The following is a 17,866-nucleotide window of genomic DNA, read 5'->3' as shown; positions in this document are numbered from 1 at the left end:
GATGAGTGCCGCGCTCAATGAACGGTTGTACGCGGTGGCCCGTGCCGCCGCTACCGCGGGGCACGGCCGGAAGACCGCCATTTACCGGGCGGCCTGCGCCGAACTCGGCATCAGCCTGGCCACGCTGCACAAGAAGCTGGCCGAACTGACGGTGCGCGCACCACGCAAGCGCCGCGCCGATGCCGGCGAAACCAGTCTGACGCGTGACGAGGCGGTGACGATCTCGACGCTGCTGATGGAGTCCACCCGCAAGAACGGCAAGCGCCTGTATGCCATTGGCGATGCGATTGATGCGCTACGCGCGAACGAGATGATTCGCGCCGAGTTCATCGACCAAGATACCGGTGAAGTTCGACCGCTGTCGGAAAGCACCATCAGCCGGGCGCTGCGCGGTTATGGCTTGCACCCGGATCAGCTGTCTGCCCCGGCGCCGGTGACCGAACTGGCTAGCCTGCACCCGAATCACGTCTGGCAGATCGATGCCAGCCTGTGCGTGCTCTATTACTTGATGCCGTCGGCGTCGATCAAGGTTCGCGACACCGGCCTGCAGATCATGGCGCACGATCAGTTCTACAAGAACAAGCCGAAGAACGTGGCACGCATCGCCGCGGACCGGGTTTGGTCTTACGAGATCACCGATCATGCGAGCGGCTGGATTTACGTCGAGTACGTGATGGGCGCTGAAAGTGGCGAGAACCTGTGCTCGGTGCTGATCAATGCAATGCAGGCGCGCTTGGGTGCCGACCTGCTGCATGGTGTACCGCGCATCCTGATGCTGGACGCCGGCTCGGCCAACACGGCGGCGATGACCCGCAACCTGTGCAAGGCGCTGGGTATCGAGCTGATCGTGCACAAGGTCGGCAACGCGCGCGCCACCGGCCAGGTGGAAAAGGCCCGCGACATCATCGAGCGCAAGTTCGAGCCGGGCCTGAAGTTTCGCCGTGTCGCCAATCTGGCGGAGTTGAACGCACTGGCAAGGGAGTGGCGAGCCATGTTCAACACGACCGAGAAACACCGCCGCCACGGAAAGACGCGCAATCAGGTCTGGATGACGATTCTGGCCAGCCAGCTGATCAAGGCGCCGTCGATCGAGGTTTGTCGGGAACTGGCGGTTGCCTCGCCCGAAAGCCGCAAGGTCACGCCGAAGCTGCGCGTTTCGTTCCAAGGGCGCGAATACGACGTGTCGACCGTGCCGGGCGTGATGGTCGGCGAAAAGCTGATGGTTACCCGCAACCCGTGGCGCAGCGACGCCGCCCAGGTCGTGTTGACCAACGCGGATGGTCACGAGGTGTTCCATGTCGTGCCCGAGGTCATCAAGTCGGAATTCGGCTTTGCTGAGAGCGCAGCGGTCATCGGCCAGAGCTATCGCGCCCACGCAGACACGCCGGCGCAGCTTGCGGCCAAGGAAGTCGAGCAGCTCGCCACCGGGGCTACTACGCCCGCCGAAGCCGAAGCGGCGCGCAAAGCCAAGGCGCTGCCGTTCGGTGGCCGGTTCAATCCCTACAAGCACGTCGAGGATGCGCAGCTGCCGACCTACCTGCCGCGCCGTGGCACCGAGCACGGGCTGACACCGCCGAAGGTCGAGCTGCCGCCGCTCAACGTGTTCGAGCTGGCCAAGCTGCTGAAGCCGCGCCTAGGCGATGCCTGGACGACCGAAAGCTACGCCTGGCTGGAAAAGCAATACCCGCAGGGTGCGCAGGAAGACGCGCTCGACGACATCGAACAGGCCATGCGCCGCCCGGCACTGAGCATCGTGCGCTCGGCCGCTTAGGAGAAGGACATGCTCAAGCTCAAACAGCTGTTGACCCAAGCCGGCCGCAGGCAAACCGAACTGGCCGCGCACCTCAAGCTCAGCGCCGCCACCGTGGCACAACTGGTCAATCACGGTCACTGGCCCAAGTCACTGGATCGCGACGCATTGGCCGATTCGATCCTGGCGTACTTGCGTGAGGCCGGCCTCATGGCGACTGATTTGCAAGACGCATTTGAAGAGTGGACACCGGCACGCGCCAACGTGCCGGCATCCGATCCCCAGCCCCAAGAAGCAGCAATCGACCAAGAACCGGAGGCCCCGATGTTACTGCGAAAGCAAGTCCTGCAACCACAAACCCGCCGCCATTTCGGCCTGACTCGCGATCCGTTCGACGATGTGCGCGGTAGCGACGAGGTCTATGCCTCCGCCGATGTGCGGTATGTGCGAGAGTCGATGTTCCAAATCGCTCGCCACGGCGGCTTTATGGCCATCGTCGGCGAGTCAGGCGCGGGCAAGTCGACGCTGCGCAAAGACCTGATCACCCGCACCCAGTCCCAGGACTTGCCGGTCATCGTGATCCAGCCGCATGTGCTTGGGATGGAGGACAACGACATCAAGGGCAAGACGCTCAAGAGCAACCACATTGCCGAGTCGATCATGGCGGCCGTGGCACCGCTGGTGGCTCCCAAATCGAGTCCGGAGGCGCGTTTCAATCAGGTCTTCAATGTGCTGCGCGATTCGGCCCGCGCGGGCCACAGTCACGTGCTGATCATTGAAGAGGCACACAGCCTGCCGATCCCGACGCTGAAACACCTGAAGCGGTTTTTTGAACTGGAGGATGGCTTTAAGAAACTGCTCGGCATCGTATTGATCGGCCAGTCCGAACTGGCGATGAAGCTGGACGAGCGTAATCCGCACGTGCGCGAGGTGGTCCAGCGCTGCGAGATGGTGACACTGCAACCGCTGGGCGAGCATCTGAAACCCTACCTGGCCGCACGTTTCGAGCGCGCCGGCCGAGCGCTCGACGAGGTGGTGGATGACGCCGCGTTGAAGGCGCTGACCGCAAAACTGTCCGGCCAGGACAAGCGCGGCCAGACGGCCTACTCGGTGCTGTACCCGCTGGCCGTGCACAACGTGCTGACCGCGGCGCTGAACGCGGCTGCCGAATTCGGTGTCCCACGGGTCACCGCCGACGTCGTTGCGGAGGTGTGAGCGATGGGCCTGTATGAACACGCCCTGGTGCAGGCCAAGCGCTTGCGCGACGACACCGAGCGCTGCCTCGCTGCGATCGACTGGCTGATCGCACACGGCTTCCTGCCGGTACTGCAAAACGCATCACAGAGTGTGCAGCCCTATGTGCTGATCAAGACCACGCCCAGGATCGAGCAGCTCAAGCGCCGATTTAGTGCCGAGGTCAGCGAGCGTGTCCACGACGACTGCGGCCCGCGCGTGCGCATGCAGGTCGAAATCAACGGCTGCCCGGTCTGCTGGTACGAATCGGAGGTGAATCCATGCTGAACGCAACGACGATCCACTGGCTGCCTCGCGTACTGACGCCGACGACGCAGACCCGCCTGAACCTGCAAAACCGCGTCATCCGCAAGCTGCGCACCTTGGGCGTCCGCGTGCTGCGCATCGAGTTTGATCGCCACCTGACGATTCACGTCGACCCGGCTACTGCAGGCGCGGCACGCCGGGCAGCGAAATCGCTCTGGATTGCACGCACGCCGGAGGTCGACACCGTGCACCTGACCATCGACCAGGTGCGCGTGACCTACCAGGAGCAACGCGAGCAGGTGCACGCAGTATGACTGGGACGCATGTGGCGATCGAACTGGATACGGAGACGAAGCAACAGTTGGCCGACGAAGCGGAGCGCCTGGTGCGTGCTGGCATGGATCGACAGAAGGCACGCCGGGCGGTGTGGGACGACTACCAGGCGGCACAGGCCGGCAGGCCGGAGCAGCGAGTATCTCGCCCGCTTGAAACGCCGGTGCCCGAGCCACCGAGGTCTGCCAAGGCGGAGCCGGGCAACGACAAATTTTTCACGCCAGAGCGCCTGCAGAAGAACAGGACTGCGCTGGCGAAATTGAAACAACAGATTGGATTGAGGAACACGCAATGAACGCGATCCCCGAGGGATACATGAAGGATGGCAAAGGCCGTCTGGTGCCGGTCGACATCATCAAGCCGATCGATTTGTCGCGAGACGAGTTCGTCGCCGAGACCTACGCCAAGGCGATGGCGATCCAGGATGAGCTGGCTCGCTTCAAAGCCGAGTTGTTTGCGGACATCGAGGCATTCGTCGCGATGTCGGCCGAGCGATACGGCGCCGACGTGGGCGGCGAGAAAGGCAACGTGGCGCTGACCAGTTTCGATGGCAATACCCGCGTGGTGCGCGCCATCAGCGATACGCTGGCCTTCGACGAAGGGTTGCTCGCGGCCAAAACACTGATCGACGAGTGCGTGCACCAATGGACCGAGGACGCCCGGCCGGAAGTGAAGGCGCTGATTGCCGATGCGTTCCAGACCGACAAGGCTGGCAACATCTCGACAGGCCGCGTGCTGGGTCTGCGACGCCTCGATATCGTCGATGAAAAGTGGCAGCGCGCCATGCGGGCGCTGTCCGACTCGTTGCGCGTCCAGTGCTCGAAAGCCTACGTGCGGATTGAGCGTCGCAATGCTGGCACCGGCAAGTTCGAAGCCGTCCGGCTTGATTTGGCGGGGGTGTGAGATGGCCAAGCTGACCAATCTGTTTGAGTGGGGCATGACCACCGTCGTGGACCTGTTCAAAGAGGCCGAGGAGGCCGAAGGAAATCAGCTTGAGATGGTGGAGATGGAGCTGAAGAACGGTCGTACCGTTGCCATCGCCTTGATCTCTGGCCCTTATGCCCACGACATGACCCAAATGATGCGCGATGCAAAAAGCCGCGCGGGCTGAAACCGGAGGTGCCATGGCACTGATCACCGTCGTCATTGAAGACACGCCTTCTGGTGGCATCAGCGTGTACAGCAATTTCAAGCCACCGCTGGCGCACTTGCCTACACCGGCTCAACTGCTCGCGATGAGCATCCTGAGCCGACCCGATAACGAACCCAAGCAATCCCGACCCAACCACCAAGGAGAAATCGCATGACCAAGAAAGAACTGCTGGAAGCGATCCACCGTATTGCCGAACTCGAATGCCCCGGCCTGAGCAAAAAAGCCGTTGAAGTCACGCTCAAGGCGCTTGGTGACGTGTCAACTGCGACGCTCAAAGGCGGTGGCGAAGTCGTGCTGCCTGAGCTGGGCAAGCTGGCCGTGAAGCATCGCAACGCCCGCATGGGGCGCAATCCAAGCACCGGCGAGTCGATCGAGATTCCGGCCAAATCGGCGCTCAAGTTCACTCCGGCCAAGGTGCTGAAAGACGCGCTGGCGTAGTTCTGCGAAACCGCCGTAAGGCGGTCTGCCGGGCGTGGTGGTCCGGTACTGATGAGCAGCCCACGATGACACAAGAAAAGTACAGCAACCGTCAGCGCCTGATCCGGCTGATCCATGTCGCCAAGCGCGATTTGTCGATGGACGACGAGACCTATCGGTTGATGCTGAAGAACGAGACCGGCCTCAGTTCAACCAGCAACCTGAGCGAGTCGCAGCTCGACCGCGTTGTCGGGGCGCTGAAGAAAAAAGGCTTCAAGGTGAAGCCGAAGAAACCGCAAAGCCGGCCGCTGGCCGAAGACGCCCAGTCGCGCATGATGCGCGGCCTCTGGCTGGAGCTGCACCAGCTCGGCTATGTGGGCAATCCGTCTGAGGCAGCGCTGGCGGCCTATTGCAAGCGCATCACTCGCGTCGACGCGCTGCAGTGGCTCAACGGTGAGCAGACGCTGGCCATGATCGAGAGCCTGAAGAAGTGGCGCGATCGCGATGCGCTGGCGATCGCCGAGCGTTGCGGCTTTGGCGGACTGCAGTACGAGCAGCTCGAGGCGGTATCAAAGCTGTGCGCCAAGGTGACCGGCTTGCCGGATCGCTCCAAGGCAAACCTGGCCGCGGTGAAACAGTGGCTGGATGAACGCAAACAAGCACACAGGGAGGCTTGCGCATGAAAGGCAACGAGATGAGGAGCAAGGGGCCGGAGCTGCTGGTCGATTTGGCCCTGCATACCGCCGCGGCGCTGGTCGAGTTGGCTGGCGTCGAGGGTGCACGAGCTGAGCAGCTCGGCCGCGAGGTCGCGGATCGTATGGCGGGTCATTGGGGCGGACAGAACATCTACTTCCCGATGGGTCTGTCGTATAAGCTGTCCCAGCGCGATCGCAGCATCTATGACAAGTTCAATGGCACCAACCAGAGTGATTTGGCCCGAGAGTTCGGCGTGTCGCTGCAGTGGGTGTACAAGATCATCAAAGCTGTTCGTGCGGAGGAAATGGCACGACGCCAAGGCGGGTTGTTTGAGAACGAAGAGGACGAGGATTGAGGGATGGGGCGAACTGCCGTTATCTATACGTTGCCAGCACATCTAAGGCAGACCTTGGCACAGAAGATTATAGAGAATGGCTACGGCAACTATGTATTTCTATCCGAGTGGTTGCGAGATGAGGGCTACACCGTATCGAAGTCCTCTTTGCATCGCTTTGGCCAAGAGTTGAAGACCAACAAGATGGAAAGCATCGCTGATGAGTTCTTTCGTAGCGCAGTCGATAGTCAGGCGCTGGTCGAGTTGCGAATGAGGTGCCTTGAATCAGCGGCCATCACCAACCCAGATGATGCAGTTCAGGTGGCAAAACGTTATCTCAACTGGGTTCTGTCTGGAGGTTGACTGGGTTTCACTGGCTGCAAACTCTTTGCACGAAGGATTCCATCCTTTACCAGTGAGTCCCAGCGCTTCCCATATTTATCTCACCCCTGTACTGGGATTTATCTCGCACCCCATCAGAAGGCCTGCGCAAATCATTCGCAGGTTTCATCGGTGCAGCGCAGGTGGCACTCAAGACAGGGCGGTGTGCATTGTCGTCACCGGCGTGCGTGTTGCGTACTGTGGGCACTCGAAGGTGCCAAATAGCAGCAACGGCCGAAAATGCTACCACGTATGCAATTTTGAAGAAATTTTTGCGAATGAATAGTCAGGTCGACTGCTGACCATGGTGCCGATCATCAAGAAGGATTTTGCCTCGAAACAGCGTGGCCATCTGCTCCCCGTCGAAAGCCTGTCGCCTTGCCGTGACGACAGAGGGAGGGGGGCGACGTGGATGGCGTCCTTTCGTTTCAGCACTGTGGTGCTCGAATTGCGAGCAATGACGAGCACGCTGTGGTGATGAGCGAGGCGAGCACCAGCTCGACTGGCTGTTTTGCATTTGCTGGCCGTACGCCTTGCGCAGTGGTGAACGAAGGGAATCCCGTTGCGACGTTTCGCTCGCCTTGTCGGCACCGGATTCAGCGGGTTTCGTGAGCCGCCCTAAACCCGGAAGCACCTTCCGTGCTTTCTGTCTGCGCAGTGGCTTATTTCATTAATCCTGCGTCAGCAAATATCGAAAATTGCTGACGGATGCATCTGATCGATTCTGGTGCATTGGCGAGATATGACGCTGTCTTCAGGCTGCTGGAAAAGTTCCACCGGCTGGCTTTGTGAATTGTGCTGGATGACGATGGAATTAATCACAGATGAAAATGATTCTCAGCTCGATTTAGAGCTCAGATCCATTCTCTCAAGCGGAATCCGAACCCATGTGTGTGCAATTTCTCCGTCGCCTTGCCCGCGACGAGCGCGGTGTGACTTCGATCGAATACGGCATCCTTGCCGCCGGCCTGGCGGTCGCCATCGGGGCGCTGGTGTCGAGTGACGGCGCCTTCACCAAGTCGATCAACCAGATCTTCCAGAACATCGTCAACACCATGCCGCAATCGGGCGGGGCGAAGCAATAAGCGCGCTGTGCCTCGCACTTGCGGTGCTGTGCGCGGCGCGGCTGGCGTGGACCGACTGGACACGCCGGCGCCTGTACAACCGCGAGGTACTGGCGCTGGCCGGGCTGGCGCTGCTTTACGGCGTGCTCGACCCGGGCTGGTCGCCGGCGTGGACGGGTTTTCTGGGTGCGCTGCTGGTCGGCTTGCCGCTGTTCGCGCTGCGCGTTTGCGGTGGCGGCGACGTCAAGCTGCTGGCTGCGCTGGCGCTGTGGTTGCCGGGCCAGCTGGGGCTGTTTGCGCTGGCGAGTGCGGTGCTGGGCTTGGCGCTGACCCTGCTGATGCTGTGGCAAGGGCGGCGTACCGTCCCTTACGGTACGGCGCTGATCGGTGCGGCGGGACTGGTTTCGATTCTGGGCGGCTGATGCCGCCGCAAGGTGTTCTCTTTCGATGAAATCCAAACAAGTGATGTATATCGCCGGCGCATTGTCGCTGGCGCTGCTGGTGTTCGTGATGCTGCAGCGTGGCCGGGTCCCGGAGGTCAAGCCGGCGAAAGCCGTTGCCCGCCCGCAGGTGCTGGTGGCGACCGGCGCGCTCGAGCCCGGTGCCTTTATCGAGCCCGGCCATCTGGCCTGGCGCGAGTGGCAAGGCAAGCCCGAGGACGCGGCGCGCTATTTCCGTCGCGGGGTCGATCGCGAGGATGAAGTCGTCGGCCGTCTGGTGCGTACATCGCTGCGTGCCGGTGATGCGCTGACGGCGCAGGCGCTGTTGCGCGCCGGCGATGCGGCCTTCCTCGCCGCAGTGCTGCAGCCGGGCATGCGGGCGATCACCGTGCCGATCGACGCCGTCAGCGGCAGCGCCGGGCTGATCCAGCCGGGCAACCGCGTCGACGTGATTCTCGCGAGCAATCGCGACAGCCGGCTGTATGGCGCCGCACCGCAATATCAGGCGAGCACCCTGGTCGCCAATGCGCGGGTGATTGCAATCAACCGCCGCGTCGAGGGGCGCAGCGCCAGCGAAGTCGCCAGCGCCGGTGAACCCGACGAAGGCACAGCGACGCTGGAAGTCAGCCCCAAGGCCGCGCAGATGCTCAGCCTGGCCCGCGGTCTGGGCGAGCTGTCGCTCAGCCTGCGCAGCCTCAACGACGGCGCCGAGCCGGACAACACCAAGGTCACGCTGGCGGGCGAGCTGATGCCGGCCGCCGCGCCCACGGCCGAGATCGTCACCGGGCCTGCGGCGCCGTCCGGGCCGGTGATGCTGTACGGCAACGAAACGCGCTGATCCTCCGGCGGCCCAGCGCCGCCACCGCTGCGGGCCATGCCCGTACCCCCATTCGGAGTTCCCCCATGAAATGCAGACTACCCCGCTGCAGGTTGCTGCTCGGCCTGCTGCTATGGCCGCTCGCGGCCAATGCACAGACGCCGCGTGCGGCCCATGCGCAGGCACCGCTCGCGGTCAGCGCACCGGCGCCGCTGGCACTGACCATCGGCAAGGCGCAGCTGATCGAGCTGCCGCAAGCCGCCGGCACGCTCTATGTCGCCGATCCCGGCGTGGCCAGCATGGTGGCGCCGACGGCCAAGCGCATCCTCGTCGCCGGCAAGCGGGCCGGCAGTACGACGCTGTTCGCGCTCAACGCCCAGGGCCAGGTGATCTATTCGGCCGACCTCATCGTCGGCTATGACACCCAGTCGATGATGGGCGCGCTCAAGCGTGACTTTCCGGCGCTGAAACTCGATCTGACCGCGGTGCCGAACGGCGTCGCCGTGTCGGGCCATGTGCCGAATACGCAGACGGCGACGCAGGTCGTGACGCTGCTCGATGCCTTCGTCAAGACCGAGACCGGCAAGGGCGAAGTGCGCACGCCGACCGAATCGCAAAAAGGCGAGTCGGCCAAGGACGAGGGCGTGACCGGCGGTTCGGGTACGCTGGGCAGCCGCAACGGTCGCGTGATCAACCGGATGACGATCGCCGAATCGAATCAGGTGACGATCCGCATCCGCATCGCCGAGGTCAGCCGCTCGGTCAAGGAGCAGCTGGGCCTGAAGTGGAACCGCGCCGCGACGATCAACGGCAACGGTTTTGCGCTGGCGGCATCACCGGTGTCGATGGGCCTGACCGGCTTGCTGGCGAGCGAGGGCATCGGCGGCCTCGCCAAGGGCACCGACATCACCGCGGTGATCGATGCGCTGGCCGAGGAAAAACTCGTGTCCATCCTCGCCGAACCCAACCTCACGGTGATGTCGGGCGAGAAGGCCAGCTTCCTTGCCGGCGGCCAGATGCCGTTCCCGGTGCTGCAGGACGACGACGTCGGCATCGAGTTCAAGGACTACGGCGTGGTGCTCGGCATTACGCCGACGGTGCTGTCCAACCAGCGCATCAGCCTGCATGTGCGGCCCGAGGTCAGCGAACCCGACTACGCCAACGGCATCCAGCTCAAGGGTTATTCGATGCCGGGCTTCCGCGTGCGCCGTGCCGACACCACGGTCGAGCTGGCGTCGGGGCAGAGCTTTGCGCTGGCCGGGCTGATTTCCAACGATCTGACGCATCAGGCCGACAAGCTGCCGGGCCTCGGCGACATGCCGATTCTGGGCGCGCTGGCGCGGTCGAAGAAGTTCCAGAAGGGCGAATCCGAGCTGGTCATCATTGCCACCGCCTATCTGGCGCAGCCGTCGAACACGCCGCTGTCCGTCCCCAACGAAGTGATCAACCAGGGCAATCCGTTCGAGCGCCATCTGCTCGACGCACAGCCGACGATAGGCGCCACCGCGCCGGGAGCACACCATGCCGCGCCTTGAACGATTCGCCGCCTTGCTGGCGTCCGCCGTGCTGACCGCCTGCGTCGCGCCGGGCGGCCCGGGCGTCAGCGCCTCGGCGAATTACCCGGTGTACCAGCCGCTCGACACGCGCATCGCGCTCGATCCGGCCCGGCCGCTGGCGTCGCAACTGGCCGGCACCGACGTCAGCCGCACCACCGCCACGGTGACGGTGCCGGCCGATTTCGCCGGCAAGACCGAGCTGCGCCGCGCGCTGTTCGATGCCGGCGTGATTGCACAGCGCTGGCTGCCGTCGGCCGACGGCGCGGCCAGCGTCGCATTCAAGCGCGATGTCGCCCACGCACCGGCCTGCCTGCCGGCCGCCGACGCCGGACAGCAGCAGCTCGACGGCAAGTGGTATGGGTCGCGGGTACGTTCGAGCCAGCTTGGCTGCAGCGTCAACGCCAATCTTGCCGCGCAACTGGCGCGCCCGGCCGACCTGAGTGATCCGGCGCAGCTGGACGCGCCGAACGCCGTGCGTGCCGTCGGCGCCGTCGAAGCCTATCAGCGCGGCAATGTGCCGGCGCCGGATTCCGGCACCTCGTTCGAGGCCGGCAGCGGCGGCAAGGGCCCGATGTAAACGTCGTTGTAAATGGCCGCCGTCAACGGATGAGCCCCGTCGTCGTCGGCGGGGCAGCCGGGCCAGGCCCGGCAAGGAGAAAACATGCATTTCATGCTTGATGACCGCGCGAAAACGCAAGGCGTCGTCATTTTGGCGCGCTCGCGCGAGTGCGCGGCGCAATGGGCGGCAAGCTGCCGCGAACACGGGTTCGATCTGGCATTGGCGACGACCTGGCCCGATTCGGGCGGCGCCTTGCCCGGCGAATTGCACCATGCCGCGCTGGTGATCGCCGATGGCGGCGACGACGCGCTGGCCTGCGTCGCGACGCTGCGCGTCGTCTGCGATCCGGCCAGCGCCATCGTCCTCGTCGGCAGTGCCGACGATCTGTCGCTGGCAAGGCAGGTACGCCGGGCCGGCGCCAGCGAGTATTTCGCCGCGCCGGTCGACGCCGACGAGCTGGCGCGGGCGTGCGCCGATCTGCAGAGCGGCGGTTCGGCCGAGCGGCGCGGCAGCCGCGTTGTCGCGGTGCAGGGCAGTTGCGGCGGCGCCGGCGCCGGTCTGGTGACCGCCGCACTCGGCGCGATTGCCGCCACGCGTTATGGCCATCGCGCCGCGGTGGTCGACCTCGGTCTGGCCAGTCCGACCGCCGGCAGCTGGCTGGGTTGCGATCAGCCGGGCGAGCTGGCCAGGCTGCTGTTGACGCCCGAACGCATCGACCACGCGCTGATCGAGCAGGTCGTGCAAAGGCCGGCACCGCAGCTGGCCTTGCTGGACGGCAGCGGCGCGCAGCCTCAGCTCGACGCAGCGTCGAGCCGTGCGCTCGCCAGCGCCTTGGGCGAACAGTATCGCTACCAGTTCTGGCGCGGCAGCGGCCTCGATGCGGCGGCAACGCACGGCTTCGCCCGTGCCGACCAGATCGTGCTGGTCTGCGACGGCACGCTGGCCGGCGTGCGCAATGCGCGTGAATTGCTGCGCCGCGCCGCCGAGTCGCAAAAACCGTGCATGCTGGTGTTCAACCAGTCGCGTCCGGACAGCGTGCTCGACGTCGACGGTCTGGCCGACGCGCTGGGCCGTCGCCCCGACCACGTGCTGCCGTATCGCGCCAAGCTGGCGACGCAGCAGCTCGACCAACTGGCGCTGACTTCGCCGGCGCACGTGCTGGCCAGCGCGCTCGACGATCTGGCCGCTGCCTTGCTCGGCGTGACGCGCGCACCGCGTCGCCGCTGGTGGAGCAGGGCGAAATGAGCGCGCTGCACGAAGTCAGCAACAGCGCCTATGCCGAGCTGCGCCGGCTGATCGCCGACGAAATCAAGGCCGAATCCGCGCTGGCGATGTCGCTGGCCGAAATCGACGGCGCGGTCGGCCAGATCATCGCTGGCCGCGTGCGCCAGCACCGGATCTATCTGAACCAGAGCGAGCAGCGCCAGCTGACGCGCGAAATCGTCGACGACATGGTCCGGCTCGGCCCCTTGCAGGTGCTGATGGACGACCCGGAAGTCAGCGACATCATGGTCAACGGCCCGCAGCGCGTCTTCGTCGAAAAGCGCGGCCGGCTGCAGCCGAGCGGCCAGCGCTTTCGTGACGGCGAACACCTGATGAATCTGGCGCAGCGCATTGCCGGCGGCGTCGGCCGCCGCATCGACGAAGCGTCGCCGATGGTCGACGCGCGCCTGCCCGACGGCAGCCGCGTCAACATCGTCGCGCCGCCGCTGGCGCTCGACGGCGTGTGCATGTCGATCCGCAAATTCGCCCGCCACGCGATCAGCCTCGATGGCCTCGTCAGCCGCGCCAGCCTGACGCAGCAGATGGCCGACGTGCTCAAGCTGGCCGCGCGCGCGCGTTTCAACATCCTGATCTCGGGCGGCACCGGCTCGGGCAAGACGACCTTGCTCAATGCGCTCAGCCAGCATATCGACGCGAACGAGCGCATCGTCACCATCGAGGATGCCGCCGAGTTGCGGCTGCAGCAGCCGCATATCGTCCGGCTGGAAACGCGTCCGCCGAGCCTGGAAGGGCGCGGCGAAATCACCCAGCGCGATCTGCTGAAGAACGCGCTGCGCATGCGGCCCGACCGCATCCTGCTGGGCGAAGTGCGCGGCGCCGAGGCTTTCGACATGCTGCAGGCGATGAACACCGGCCACGACGGCTCGATTTCGACGCTGCACGCCAACAGCCCGGCCGATGCGCTGCTGCGGCTGGAGAACATGCTCAATATGGGCGTGGTCAACATGCCGTCGGCGCTGATCCATCGCCAGCTCGCCAGCGCCATCGATCTGCTGGTGCAGGTCGAGCGCGCGGCCGACGGCCAGCGCCGCGTCACGCGCATCAGCGCCATCGTCGAAGCCGACGGCGACGTCCGCTGCGTCGACGTATTCGCCTGGCGCGACAGCGGCGAGGCGCGCACCGCGCACGCGGTGGATTTCGACGACAAGCTGGCATCGGCCGGCCTGATCGATGCATGGCGGGAGGTGCTCGGTGAGCGCGCTTGAACTGGTGCTGGTCGCGGCGATCGCCGCGCTGGGGCTGTGGCCGCCGTATCGCGATGCGCAAAGGCGGCGGGCGCTGGCGCGGCGCTTCAATCCGGATGCGCTGGCCGCGCCGCGCTGGCGGGCGCCGCAACGTGGCCAGCTTGCACTGGCGGCGGTGGCAATCGTCGCGACGCTGCTGGCGGGCGGATTCGGCCTGCCGATGTGGGCGGCGCCGTTGGCTGGCGTGGCGGCGGGCTGGGCGGCTTTGCGCGTCTGGCGTGCCCGGCAGCACAAGCTCGCCAGCGAGCGTTTCGCCGCCGATTTTCCCGACGCGGTCGAAGCGCTGACACGTGCGGTGCAGGCCGGCGTGCCGATCGAGCGCGCGCTGGCGGGGCTGGCCGAATTGTTTCCGGGCGAGCTCGGCACGCGCTTCGCCGGGCTGGCACGCCAGCTCGACCTCGGCCTGCCGCTGCGCGATGCGCTGGGCGAATTGTCGCGCGGGCTTACGCTGCCCGACCTCGACTTCTTCTGCGCGGCCTTGCTGCTCAATCGCGATAGTGGCGGCCAGCTGTCGACGATGCTGGCGGCGCTGGCACGCACGCTGCGCGCCCGTCACGCGGCACAGCGCAAGTTGTCGGCGCTGACGGCCGAATCGCGCGCCGCCGCGCGCATCGTCGCGGCGATGCCGGTCGTCATCCTCGGCCTGCAGGCGTTCACGCATCCCGAGCATTTGCAGTTTCTGCTGCGCGACGCCAGCGGCCGTCTGGTTGCCGCGTATGCGATCACCAGCATCGTCGGCGGCTTGCTGCTGATCCGCCGGATGTCCCGTTTTTAAGTATTCGGCACCGGGCCGGCGGGCGCCGCCCTGGCATGCGTCCGCCTTGCCCGTCACCTGGCACGGCGCCGAACGCGGTCGCGAGCAGGCCGTAAACAGGTTCTAGGAGAAATTCATGATTGATGTTCTGTGGCTGCTGCCCCTGGCGCCGCTGACGGCGATGCTGCTGTACGCGCGCTGGCGCACCAATGGCGAGCGCCGGATCCGTTTGCGCGGGCTGGGCCAGGCGCAATCGGCCGGGCTGGACTGGCGCGGTGGCGCATCCCGGCTGACGCCGCTGCTGGCCAGCCATGGCGAGCGGCAACGGCTGCGTGCGCGGCTTGACGCCGCCGGCTGGCGCGAGGACTGGCAGCTCGACGCCTTCCTGCTGGCCAAGTTCGCGCTGCTGCTCATCGTCGGCGTATTTGCGCTGTGGTGGCTGGAGATCCGCAGCATGGCCGACCTCGTGCGGCCGGGGCCGATGTTCAAGGCGCTGCTGTTGCTGTTCCTAGCCGTGCGCGTGCCCGACTGGCTGCTGGGCGACCGGGTGCGCCAGCGCCAGTTGCGCATTCGCGCGATGGCGCCGCAGGCGCTCGACCTGCTGACGATTTGCGCCGAGGCGGGGCTGGGGCTGGACGAGGCGCTGCTGCGCGTTGCCAACGCCATCGACCATAACGCGCCGGAAATCGCCAACGAGTTCCGCACCACGCGCTCCGAGCTGCTGGTGCTGCCTGACCGCGGCGAGGCCTTGAAACGGCTGGCGCAGCGCAGCGGCGTGCGCGAGCTGGAGCTGCTGGCCAATTCGCTGATCCAGTCGATGCGCTATGGCGCGCCGCTGGTCGAATCGCTGCAGGTGATCGCCAGCGAAAGCCGCGCGCGTCAGGTGTCCGAACAGGAAGAAAAAGCCGGCGCGGTTGCCGCGCGCATCGGCATTCCGCTGATCGTGCTGGTGCTGTTCCCGCTGGTGGTGCTGATGGCGGCGCCGCCGATGATTTCGCTGATCGGCACGCTGTCGGGCGGGGGCCGGCCATGACCGCGCGCAAGGCCTGCCGTGGCGCGATCACGGTCGAATTCGCGCTGGTCGCGCCGCTGGTGCTGTTCGTGCTGGTGTGCGCGCTCGATCTGGCGCGCGTTGCCGTTGCGCGCATCCTGCTCGAACGCAGCCTGTACGAAATCGGCCACGAGCTGCGCCTTGCACGAGGCGAGGGGCTCGACGGCATCGCTGCGCGCGTGCTCGATGCCAACCACCACTTGTTGTTCGATCCCGACGCGGTCGAAGTGCGCGCCAGCCATGCCGACGATCTGGCCGCGCTGGCCGACGATGCGGGCGAGGCCGGCGGCGGCGGGCCGGGGCAGGTGGTCGAACTGACGCTGGAGGCCGAGCTGGGCGGCGTGTTGCGCCCGGCCGCCGAGGCGCCGCCTTATCAACTGCGGACACTGCTGATCAATGAACCCGAATTTTGAACAACTGCGCCTTGGACGACAGGCCGGCGCCATCACCGTCGAAGTGGCCTTGCTGCTGCCGGTGGTCATGCTGGTGATCCTGGCGGGCGTGGTACTGAGCGATTACCAGCTCGCCAGCCAACGGCTGCACCGGGCCACCGCGGCCTATGCCGATGCGCTGGCCAACCAGCCACTGCCGGCCGGCACGCGGCTGTGGCCGCGCTTGTCGCGTGACGGCGACGTGGCGCACACCGTTTTCACCGGCACGCTGGCCGATCCGCGCGATGGCGAGGCGCCCGATGGCGTCGGCGTGCGCGTCAGCTATCTGGATACGACCGCAGACAAGCCGATGGCGACCCAGTTGATGCAAGGCGAGTGCGACGCCGCGCCGGCCGCGCTGGACGACGTCGCTGCAACGCTGGTCACGATGGATAACGTCGCCAAAAGCGAGCTGGTACGCGTCGAAGCCTGCCTGCCTTACCAGCCGCCCTTGTGGCTGGGCTGGGCCTTGCCGGATGAATTGCGCAGCCATTTTGTCGCCCAGCGCCGTGCCTGGCGCGATGGTGAAGCGGGAGGACGGCGATGAGAGCGAGGATGAGGCCGCGCGCGCAGCACGGCGGCGTGGCGATCTGGGCGGCGATGACGCTGCTGCCGGTACTGGCGATGTGGACGTTCGCGTTCGAAGCCGGGCGCTATCAGAGCATACAGATGCGCCTGCATCAGGCGCAGACGGGGGCCGCACTGGTGCTGGCCAAGGAAGGGCCCCGCGCTACCGAGAACGTGCTCGGCGAGGTCGCCGATGCCTATGTCGAACAGAATATGCAGGCGATCGTCGGTGACGACGTCGATGTCGAGACCGGTCTGCTGCTGAGCGACGATACCGTGCGCCTTGGCGCGCGCCGGCCGTACGCGGCGTGGCTGAACAGTGGCCCGGTGTGGCGGGACGTCGACCAGAGCGTCGTCGCAGAGCGGATGTTCCGGCCGGTCGAGGCGTCGCTGGTGCTCGATTCGTCGGCGTCGATGATGTCGCCGACCGATGCCGTCGCCGCGGTGCGCGAAGGCGTGCAGGCGTATATCGCCAGCGCCTTTCGCGATCGCGAGCAGAGCCGCGATTTCACCATCAACCTGATTTCCTACGCCGGCATGGTGAATATCGGCTGGTCGGCCAAGGACAGGCTGGTGACGCCGGCGTCGCGGCGCATCCCGCCCCATCTCAAGGACGTCGCGGTCGAAAACGGCTGGTGGCATGGCGACGATCTGCTGCATCGGGCTGGCGCCGAAGGGCTGCGCCAGGGGGCGTGCGTGAAGCGCAAGCCGCTTTCACCGGGCAACGAGGCGACGTATATCCGCAAGGTGGTCGAGGCGCCGCCGGGCAGCCCCGACGACGGCTTCGAGCTGCAGCTTGAACACGGCGCCGACCGGTGGGGAGAACCGGCGGCGGCGGCGACGACTTACCTCGAGTACAGCACCGGGCTCGACGCGATCCGCGATATCGGCCTGCAGATTCCGCGTGCCGGCCGCAACGTCAATCCGCCGTCGCGCTGGGACAAATACGCCGCGCACGATCTCAAAAACGCCGTCGGCGCCGCCTACGACTGCGCGCATATGCCGATGCTGGTCGCGTCCGGCAACCGCAAGGAGCTGGTGCAAAGGCTGGACCAATACCTGCCGACGGCCACGACCGGTGGCGACGAGGGATTGGCGTGGGGCTACCGTGCGCTGCACCCGGCATGGCGCGGCGTGTGGTCCAAAACCTACCCGATGGATTTCGACCCGCGGCGCGAGAAAAAGCTGCTGCTGTTCAGCGATGGCGCCAATGTCACCGGCTATGGTGGCGGCCGTAGCTGGGTGAACGGTCGGGAGGTCACCCTGCCCAACGTGATTCCGCCGCTGTGCGAGCGGATGAAGCAGCAGGGCATCGAAATCTCGGTGTTGCTGCTCGACCCGGGAGGCTGGAATTTCTCGGATGAAGCAGGGACCCTGCGGGATTACCGCAACTGCGCCAGCAGCCCCGAGCGTTTCCGCCTCGTCAACAAGACCGTCGACGTCATCCGCTTCCTGCGTGAATGGGGGCAGCGCGAGTACCGGGTGCGGCTGGTCGACACGCTCTGATCGTGGCGGCAGGGCAGCGTGGGCCGGTG

The 17,866-nt window shown here is 65.6% G+C and carries 24 protein-coding genes and 1 other RNA gene; all 25 read left to right on the top strand.

Translation table 11 applies throughout. The annotated features are described in order from the left end of the window. Position 1 precedes the first annotated feature (1 nt). The 25 genes from R0382_RS18160 to R0382_RS18040 all read left to right on the top strand — a co-directional run bounded on the left by R0382_RS18160 (position 2) and on the right by R0382_RS18040 (position 17,837). A complete protein-coding gene (locus R0382_RS18160; RefSeq protein ID WP_432719879.1) occupies positions 2-1,771 on the top strand; it encodes a transposase in 1,770 nt (589 codons plus the stop codon). A 9-nt stretch (positions 1,772-1,780) separates the two neighbouring features. Continuing rightward, positions 1,781-2,965 (top strand): ExeA family protein, encoded by a 1,185-nt coding sequence (locus R0382_RS18155; RefSeq protein ID WP_432719880.1) that lies wholly within the window; start codon positions 1,781-1,783, stop codon positions 2,963-2,965. Between the two features lie 3 nt (positions 2,966-2,968). Continuing rightward, the gene (locus R0382_RS18150; protein ID WP_432719881.1) at positions 2,969-3,271 is read left to right on the top strand and encodes a hypothetical protein; all 303 of its coding nucleotides are present in this window, start codon (positions 2,969-2,971) and stop codon (positions 3,269-3,271) included. Continuing rightward, positions 3,265-3,564: a hypothetical protein gene (locus R0382_RS18145; protein ID WP_432719882.1), complete on the top strand. Its 300-nt coding sequence runs from the start codon at positions 3,265-3,267 to the stop codon at positions 3,562-3,564. Before R0382_RS18150 ends, R0382_RS18145 begins: the two co-directional genes overlap by 7 nt. Positions 3,565-3,575: 11 nt before the next feature. Continuing rightward, the gene (locus R0382_RS18140; RefSeq protein ID WP_432719883.1) at positions 3,576-3,878 is read left to right on the top strand and encodes a hypothetical protein; all 303 of its coding nucleotides are present in this window, start codon (positions 3,576-3,578) and stop codon (positions 3,876-3,878) included. Next, positions 3,875-4,486 carry a DUF3164 family protein gene (locus R0382_RS18135; protein ID WP_432719884.1) on the top strand — a complete coding sequence of 204 codons (612 nt, stop codon included), beginning with the start codon at positions 3,875-3,877 and terminating at the stop codon, positions 4,484-4,486. The genes R0382_RS18140 and R0382_RS18135 overlap by 4 nt, the downstream gene beginning before the upstream one ends. A 1-nt stretch (position 4,487) precedes the next feature. Then, positions 4,488-4,694, top strand: coding sequence for a hypothetical protein (locus tag R0382_RS18130; RefSeq protein ID WP_432719885.1), 207 nt, complete (start codon positions 4,488-4,490; stop codon positions 4,692-4,694). A 13-nt stretch (positions 4,695-4,707) separates the two neighbouring features. Next, positions 4,708-4,890: a hypothetical protein gene (locus R0382_RS18125; protein ID WP_432719886.1), complete on the top strand. Its 183-nt coding sequence runs from the start codon at positions 4,708-4,710 to the stop codon at positions 4,888-4,890. Next, on the top strand, positions 4,887-5,174 hold the full coding sequence (locus R0382_RS18120) for an HU family DNA-binding protein (protein WP_432719887.1): 288 nt from the start codon (positions 4,887-4,889) through the stop codon (positions 5,172-5,174). Before R0382_RS18125 ends, R0382_RS18120 begins: the two co-directional genes overlap by 4 nt. A 2-nt stretch (positions 5,175-5,176) precedes the next feature. Continuing rightward, positions 5,177-5,239, top strand: an RNA gene (locus R0382_RS18115) — hammerhead ribozyme type II. Beyond that, positions 5,240-5,836 carry a gp16 family protein gene (locus R0382_RS18110; protein WP_432719888.1) on the top strand — a complete coding sequence of 199 codons (597 nt, stop codon included), beginning with the start codon at positions 5,240-5,242 and terminating at the stop codon, positions 5,834-5,836. It abuts the RNA gene before it with no gap. Further along, the gene (locus tag R0382_RS18105; RefSeq protein WP_432719889.1) at positions 5,833-6,204 is read left to right on the top strand and encodes a Mor transcription activator family protein; all 372 of its coding nucleotides are present in this window, start codon (positions 5,833-5,835) and stop codon (positions 6,202-6,204) included. Before R0382_RS18110 ends, R0382_RS18105 begins: the two co-directional genes overlap by 4 nt. A gap of 3 nt (positions 6,205-6,207) precedes the next feature. Further along, the gene (locus R0382_RS18100; RefSeq protein WP_432719890.1) at positions 6,208-6,546 is read left to right on the top strand and encodes a phage protein Gp27 family protein; all 339 of its coding nucleotides are present in this window, start codon (positions 6,208-6,210) and stop codon (positions 6,544-6,546) included. Positions 6,547-7,451: 905 nt separating this feature from the next. After that, positions 7,452-7,649 carry a Flp family type IVb pilin gene (locus tag R0382_RS18095; RefSeq protein WP_432721427.1) on the top strand — a complete coding sequence of 66 codons (198 nt, stop codon included), beginning with the start codon at positions 7,452-7,454 and terminating at the stop codon, positions 7,647-7,649. A gap of 23 nt (positions 7,650-7,672) precedes the next feature. Continuing rightward, the gene (locus tag R0382_RS18090) at positions 7,673-8,050 is read left to right on the top strand and encodes a prepilin peptidase (protein ID WP_432721426.1); all 378 of its coding nucleotides are present in this window, start codon (positions 7,673-7,675) and stop codon (positions 8,048-8,050) included. 25 nt (positions 8,051-8,075) lie between these two features. Further along, a complete protein-coding gene (cpaB, locus tag R0382_RS18085; protein ID WP_432721425.1) occupies positions 8,076-8,906 on the top strand; it encodes a Flp pilus assembly protein CpaB in 831 nt (276 codons plus the stop codon). 65 nt (positions 8,907-8,971) lie between these two features. Then, positions 8,972-10,420 (top strand): type II and III secretion system protein family protein, encoded by a 1,449-nt coding sequence (locus tag R0382_RS18080; RefSeq protein ID WP_432721423.1) that lies wholly within the window; start codon positions 8,972-8,974, stop codon positions 10,418-10,420. Next, on the top strand, positions 10,407-11,018 hold the full coding sequence (locus tag R0382_RS18075) for a CpaD family pilus assembly lipoprotein (RefSeq protein ID WP_432721421.1): 612 nt from the start codon (positions 10,407-10,409) through the stop codon (positions 11,016-11,018). The genes R0382_RS18080 and R0382_RS18075 overlap by 14 nt, the downstream gene beginning before the upstream one ends. A gap of 84 nt (positions 11,019-11,102) precedes the next feature. After that, positions 11,103-12,245 (top strand): AAA family ATPase, encoded by a 1,143-nt coding sequence (locus R0382_RS18070; RefSeq protein ID WP_432721420.1) that lies wholly within the window; start codon positions 11,103-11,105, stop codon positions 12,243-12,245. Next, positions 12,242-13,489 (top strand): CpaF family protein, encoded by a 1,248-nt coding sequence (locus R0382_RS18065; protein WP_432721419.1) that lies wholly within the window; start codon positions 12,242-12,244, stop codon positions 13,487-13,489. Before R0382_RS18070 ends, R0382_RS18065 begins: the two co-directional genes overlap by 4 nt. Further along, positions 13,476-14,303: a type II secretion system F family protein gene (locus R0382_RS18060; RefSeq protein WP_432721418.1), complete on the top strand. Its 828-nt coding sequence runs from the start codon at positions 13,476-13,478 to the stop codon at positions 14,301-14,303. Before R0382_RS18065 ends, R0382_RS18060 begins: the two co-directional genes overlap by 14 nt. Before the next feature lie 115 nt (positions 14,304-14,418). Continuing rightward, positions 14,419-15,315 (top strand): type II secretion system F family protein, encoded by an 897-nt coding sequence (locus R0382_RS18055; protein WP_432721417.1) that lies wholly within the window; start codon positions 14,419-14,421, stop codon positions 15,313-15,315. Continuing rightward, positions 15,312-15,746: a TadE/TadG family type IV pilus assembly protein gene (locus R0382_RS18050; protein ID WP_432721416.1), complete on the top strand. Its 435-nt coding sequence runs from the start codon at positions 15,312-15,314 to the stop codon at positions 15,744-15,746. Before R0382_RS18055 ends, R0382_RS18050 begins: the two co-directional genes overlap by 4 nt. Then, positions 15,730-16,311, top strand: coding sequence for a TadE/TadG family type IV pilus assembly protein (locus R0382_RS18045; RefSeq protein WP_432721415.1), 582 nt, complete (start codon positions 15,730-15,732; stop codon positions 16,309-16,311). The genes R0382_RS18050 and R0382_RS18045 overlap by 17 nt, the downstream gene beginning before the upstream one ends. Next, entirely contained in the window at positions 16,308-17,837 is a 1,530-nt protein-coding gene (locus tag R0382_RS18040; RefSeq protein ID WP_432721414.1) for a TadE/TadG family type IV pilus assembly protein, read from the top strand. Before R0382_RS18045 ends, R0382_RS18040 begins: the two co-directional genes overlap by 4 nt. The last annotated feature ends 29 nt before the right edge of the window (positions 17,838-17,866 follow it).

The organism is Jeongeupia wiesaeckerbachi (assembly GCF_050916355.1).
Lineage (GTDB): Bacteria > Pseudomonadota > Gammaproteobacteria > Burkholderiales > Chitinibacteraceae > Jeongeupia > Jeongeupia wiesaeckerbachi.
This window is presented reverse-complemented; position numbering and strand designations above follow the sequence as displayed.

Bases quoted from the DNA above. Each gene is read 5' to 3' on its own strand.
- R0382_RS18160 (WP_432719879.1), top strand. From the start codon at position 2: ATGAGTGCCGCGCTCAATGAACGGTTGTACGCGGTGGCCCGTGCCGCC.
- R0382_RS18155 (WP_432719880.1), top strand. From the start codon at position 1,781: ATGCTCAAGCTCAAACAGCTGTTGACCCAAGCCGGCCGCAGGCAAACC.
- R0382_RS18150 (WP_432719881.1), top strand. From the start codon at position 2,969: ATGGGCCTGTATGAACACGCCCTGGTGCAGGCCAAGCGCTTGCGCGAC.
- R0382_RS18145 (WP_432719882.1), top strand. From the start codon at position 3,265: ATGCTGAACGCAACGACGATCCACTGGCTGCCTCGCGTACTGACGCCG.
- R0382_RS18135 (WP_432719884.1), top strand. From the start codon at position 3,875: ATGAACGCGATCCCCGAGGGATACATGAAGGATGGCAAAGGCCGTCTG.
- R0382_RS18130 (WP_432719885.1), top strand. From the start codon at position 4,488: ATGGCCAAGCTGACCAATCTGTTTGAGTGGGGCATGACCACCGTCGTG.
- R0382_RS18125 (WP_432719886.1), top strand. From the start codon at position 4,708: ATGGCACTGATCACCGTCGTCATTGAAGACACGCCTTCTGGTGGCATC.
- R0382_RS18120 (WP_432719887.1), top strand. From the start codon at position 4,887: ATGACCAAGAAAGAACTGCTGGAAGCGATCCACCGTATTGCCGAACTC.
- R0382_RS18110 (WP_432719888.1), top strand. From the start codon at position 5,240: ATGACACAAGAAAAGTACAGCAACCGTCAGCGCCTGATCCGGCTGATC.
- R0382_RS18105 (WP_432719889.1), top strand. From the start codon at position 5,833: ATGAAAGGCAACGAGATGAGGAGCAAGGGGCCGGAGCTGCTGGTCGAT.
- R0382_RS18100 (WP_432719890.1), top strand. From the start codon at position 6,208: ATGGGGCGAACTGCCGTTATCTATACGTTGCCAGCACATCTAAGGCAG.
- R0382_RS18095 (WP_432721427.1), top strand. From the start codon at position 7,452: ATGTGTGTGCAATTTCTCCGTCGCCTTGCCCGCGACGAGCGCGGTGTG.
- cpaB (WP_432721425.1), top strand. From the start codon at position 8,076: ATGAAATCCAAACAAGTGATGTATATCGCCGGCGCATTGTCGCTGGCG.
- R0382_RS18080 (WP_432721423.1), top strand. From the start codon at position 8,972: ATGAAATGCAGACTACCCCGCTGCAGGTTGCTGCTCGGCCTGCTGCTA.
- R0382_RS18075 (WP_432721421.1), top strand. From the start codon at position 10,407: ATGCCGCGCCTTGAACGATTCGCCGCCTTGCTGGCGTCCGCCGTGCTG.
- R0382_RS18070 (WP_432721420.1), top strand. From the start codon at position 11,103: ATGCATTTCATGCTTGATGACCGCGCGAAAACGCAAGGCGTCGTCATT.
- R0382_RS18065 (WP_432721419.1), top strand. From the start codon at position 12,242: ATGAGCGCGCTGCACGAAGTCAGCAACAGCGCCTATGCCGAGCTGCGC.
- R0382_RS18055 (WP_432721417.1), top strand. From the start codon at position 14,419: ATGATTGATGTTCTGTGGCTGCTGCCCCTGGCGCCGCTGACGGCGATG.
- R0382_RS18050 (WP_432721416.1), top strand. From the start codon at position 15,312: ATGACCGCGCGCAAGGCCTGCCGTGGCGCGATCACGGTCGAATTCGCG.
- R0382_RS18045 (WP_432721415.1), top strand. From the start codon at position 15,730: ATGAACCCGAATTTTGAACAACTGCGCCTTGGACGACAGGCCGGCGCC.
- R0382_RS18040 (WP_432721414.1), top strand. From the start codon at position 16,308: ATGAGAGCGAGGATGAGGCCGCGCGCGCAGCACGGCGGCGTGGCGATC.